This is a genomic window from Deltaproteobacteria bacterium (assembly GCA_026712905.1).
In the GTDB taxonomy this organism is placed as follows: Bacteria; Desulfobacterota; Binatia; order UBA9968; family JAJDTQ01; genus JAJDTQ01.
The window spans coordinates 1-3,608 of record JAPOPM010000111.1; the positions used below are offsets into that span (position 1 = coordinate 1).

Sequence of the window (3,608 nt, forward strand, 5' to 3'; positions counted from 1 at the left end):
CGGAATGCAAGCCATGATACATTAGTATGGCACTACATTCCGTCCCCAGAAACATGATCTCAATGAATTCAATAGGTTAGATGGTGCACCCGTACACAAAATACCCTAAATCCCCACATTCATGTTAAAGATGGGCTAAGCAATCTCTAGTCGGTATCGAGTTGGTCCGAGTCCTTGCCTATGAGGGGTACCGGATTTTCACAACGGCACAGGCGAAGGAATTGGCGCCTCGTGTGGGCCTCAAGGAGGCCTACGTGGCGGAGTCCTTGTATCATCTCAGACGCAACGGCTGGATCGTTTCGCTGAGGCGCGGCCTTCATGCGCTTTCTTCCACGGTGCCCGGCGTAACGGCTGCCCACGAGTTCGAGATCGGCACCGCACTCGTCGAGCCTTCCGCGATCTCCCACTGGTCGGCCTTGCACCAACACGGCCTGACCGAACAGGTCCCAAGGGCAGTGTTCGTCCTTACGACCCTGGGAGCTACCGTTCCCCGTACGAGGGGAGAGGGTTCCATGGGCGCTGTCAACGGTTATGTGATAAGGGGCACGACGTACCGCTTCACCCAAGTAAGGCCAAAGCGGTTCTTCGGGACTGAGCGAATCTGGGTTGGCGACGCCCGCGTAGTCATGACAGACCTGGAACGTACCCTGCTGGATGGCCTCTCGATGCCTCAATACTGCGGTGACTTCGCGGAGGTCCTCCATGCTTTCCAAGTTGCCGTGCCTCGATTGAACATTGAACGCATTACGCGGTATGCGATTCGTCTCGGCACGGCAACCGCCAAGCGCTTGGGGTGGGCCCTCGAAGCCCACGATGTCGACTCATTCTACGTTCAACAGTTGGCCTCCCTTCCCGTCAACGGCTACCGTCAACTCGATCCCTCCGGGCCTAGAAGGGGGCCGAACAATAGTCGCTGGAGGGTCCAGGAGAACCTGCCGGGGAGTGGCCAGGCATGAGGCCGCTGCGTACACGCCTTCTGGAAGAACGGGCGCGCTCGGACACTCCATGGGAGGTCCTTGAAAGGGACTACCTGTTGTCATGGCTTCTTGCCGGGATCGCTGAGAAGCCCGCGCTCAGAGACAACCTCGTCTTCAAGGGTGGAACCGCCCTCAAGAAGTGCTACTTCGGCGAGTATCGTTTCTCCGAGGATCTGGACTTCTCGAGTCTCGAAGGGACTCCCGTAGGCGAGGAAATGGAGTACTTGGTAGAGGAGGCATGTGGGCAGAGTCAAGTTTTTCTCCCGAGATTCGAAGGAATGGACGGATGACACGTTCCGCATGCAGTTGGTGTTGGTGACGGCACGGATTTTTCTGCGCCGGCTGCACTATCGGGAGGAACCCTGGCCTTCCTGAAGTTCCTTTCGCGCAGAACACGAGGATTGACGTAGTTCTTGAGAACCGGAGGACTCTGATCAATTGTGCCGGCACCAATTGATCAGAATCTCCCTGGATGGGTCGGTCAGTGCTCCCGCAGCAGCCGCCCGTAGCCGTTGATGCGGTCGTTCACTCCGGTGCGGCGCAGCGTCTCCCACACGATGGCCTGTATGGCGATGATCACGTTGACGCCGAGTTCCTGCTCCAGCGGCTCGATGATCTCGATGATGCCCCAGTGGGGCGCGGGGATGTAGATGGTGTCGGCGTCGGGGTAGTCGCGGTAGAGTGCCTCGGCGAGGGCCTTCACGTCGTCCTGCGAGATGGTGGCGAGGTCGGCGACTGTTTTCTGGGCGCCCTTGAAACCCAACAGCTCGAAGCCGTAGTGGGTGACGTACTCGGCGTGGAAGCCCTCGGGGTCGATGAAGGGGTGCAGGAGCACGAGCTTGTTGGCGCCCACGGCGCGCAAGGCGTTGACCTGTGCGGTGATGCTGGAGGTGACCGGCACGCCGATCTCTTCCTCGGTCTTGCGCAGGGTTTCCGCGAGCCCTTCATAGCCCAGGGACAGGTTCAGCGGAACGCCGCCGAAGACCATGATGTCGACCCCGGCCTGGCCCATCTCCCGGGCCGCCTCCAGGGTCATCTCCACGCTCCGGACGGTTTCTTGTTCGGTCAGCTTCTTGATGGCGAGGGTGGTGAGGACCAGCGTCACGCCCTCCGGCACCATCTTGTAGAACTCGTAGGGGAAGGTCTCCGTCAGGTAGGGCGGGGACGTGTATCCGATTCGGGCGCGATATCCGTACATGGCTGGGCCTCCTCAGGTGACGTGTGATGTCCTGTCACATATCGGCCGGTGAAAGTCCACAGGTTTGTGCCGCGGGACATGATGTGGTCGAGGGCCTCATCCGATCGCCGTGTCAGGTCAGGTTCCGGGTCCTGGGGTCCAGGAAATCGCGCAGCCAGTCTCCCAGCAGGTTGATGGACAGCACCACCAGCACGAGTGCCACCCCCGGGAAGAACGACAGCCACCACGCCGTGGTGATGTGCGAACGGCCGTCCGCGATCATGGCCCCCCAGGAAGGCGTGGGCGGCGGGATTCCCGCGCCCAGGAAGCTCAACGAAGCCTCCACGATGATGACCCAACCCACCTGAAGCGTCGCCAGCACCACCAGGGGGTTGACGATGTTGGGGAAGATGTGGCGCTGGAGGATTCGAAACGGGGAGCAGCCGGCCACCCGGGCCAGGGCGACGAACTCCCGCTCCTTCCAGGTCAGCACCTCGCCGCGCACGAGGCGGGCGAACCGTGCCCACATCACCAGGCCCAGGACGAGTATGAGGTTCCTGAAGCTCGGACCGAACACCACCGCGAAGAGCAGCGCGATCAGGATGATGGGGAGCGACAGCATGGCGTCGGTGGCGCGCATGATGAGGGTGTCGACCCAGCGTCCGAAGTAGCCCGAGATAAGCCCCAGCAGGGTGCCGATAACGCCGCCCACGGCCACGGCCGCCAGGCCCGCGGCAATGGACACTCGCGCGCCGTGGATGATGCGGCTGGTCATGTCACGCCCCAGCCGGTCGGTGCCCAGGGGATGGGCCAGCCTGCCTCCCTCCTGCCACGCCGGCGGCAGCAGCCGTGCCCTGAGCGCGATCTTGTTGGGGGGGTAGGGGGCCACGACGTCGGCCAGCACCCCGAGACCTCCGAAGAGGAGGAGGATCAACAAGGGGACCACCAGCAGCCTGCGCGCGCGGGCGCGCACCGATCCGGGAAGATCGCTCGCGGAGACGGCCACACCGGTGTCGGCCGTTACGGTGATGCCGGTGTCAGCCATAGCGAATCCGGGGATCGATGTAGGCGTACAGGATGTCCACCACGAGATTGGCCGCCAGGATGATGGTGGACACCAGCAGCACGACGCCCTGGATCACCGGGTAGTCGCGCCACTGAACCGCCTCGAAGGCCAGCCGGCCGATCCCGGGCCAGGCGAACACGGTCTCCACCACCACGCTGCCGGCCATGAGGATGCCGAAGTAGAAGCCGACGAAGGTCACCACCGGGATCAGCGCGTTCTTGAGGGCGTGCTTCCAGGTTACCACCGATTCGGCCAGGCCCTTCATGCGCGCGAACTTGACGTACTCGCTGTCCAGCACGTCCAGCATGGAGCCGCGCAAGAGCCGCACCACCCCCGCAAGCATGAAGCCGAAAAGGCCCAGGGTCACGGCCGGCAGCACGTACGACTC

The 3,608-nt window shown here is 62.6% G+C and carries 5 protein-coding genes; 2 read left to right on the top strand and 3 right to left on the bottom strand.

What is annotated here, in order from left to right; genetic code table 11:
• Nucleotides 1-233: 233 nt before the first annotated feature.
• Together OXF11_08510 and OXF11_08515 are read left to right on the top strand one after the other, a co-directional pair.
• Nucleotides 234-956 (top strand): hypothetical protein, encoded by a 723-nt coding sequence (locus tag OXF11_08510; protein ID MCY4487140.1) that lies wholly within the window; start codon nucleotides 234-236, stop codon nucleotides 954-956.
• Nucleotides 953-1,267, top strand: a complete 315-nt coding sequence (locus tag OXF11_08515) for a nucleotidyl transferase AbiEii/AbiGii toxin family protein (GenBank protein MCY4487141.1) — start codon at nucleotides 953-955, stop codon at nucleotides 1,265-1,267. The genes OXF11_08510 and OXF11_08515 overlap by 4 nt, the downstream gene beginning before the upstream one ends.
• 191 nt (nucleotides 1,268-1,458) lie before the next feature.
• Here OXF11_08515 and OXF11_08520 read toward each other — a convergent pair whose 3' ends face one another.
• The 3 genes from OXF11_08520 to OXF11_08530 form a co-directional block, all read right to left on the bottom strand.
• Nucleotides 1,459-2,175 carry a hypothetical protein gene (locus OXF11_08520; GenBank protein MCY4487142.1) on the bottom strand — a complete coding sequence of 239 codons (717 nt, stop codon included), beginning with the start codon at nucleotides 2,173-2,175 and terminating at the stop codon, nucleotides 1,459-1,461.
• Nucleotides 2,176-2,287: 112 nt separating this feature from the next.
• A complete protein-coding gene (locus OXF11_08525; protein MCY4487143.1) occupies nucleotides 2,288-3,199 on the bottom strand; it encodes an ABC transporter permease in 912 nt (303 codons plus the stop codon).
• Nucleotides 3,192-3,608, bottom strand: a 417-nt coding sequence (locus OXF11_08530) for an ABC transporter permease (GenBank protein MCY4487144.1), incomplete at its 5' end; no start/stop codon positions are given. The genes OXF11_08530 and OXF11_08525, both read right to left, overlap by 8 nt.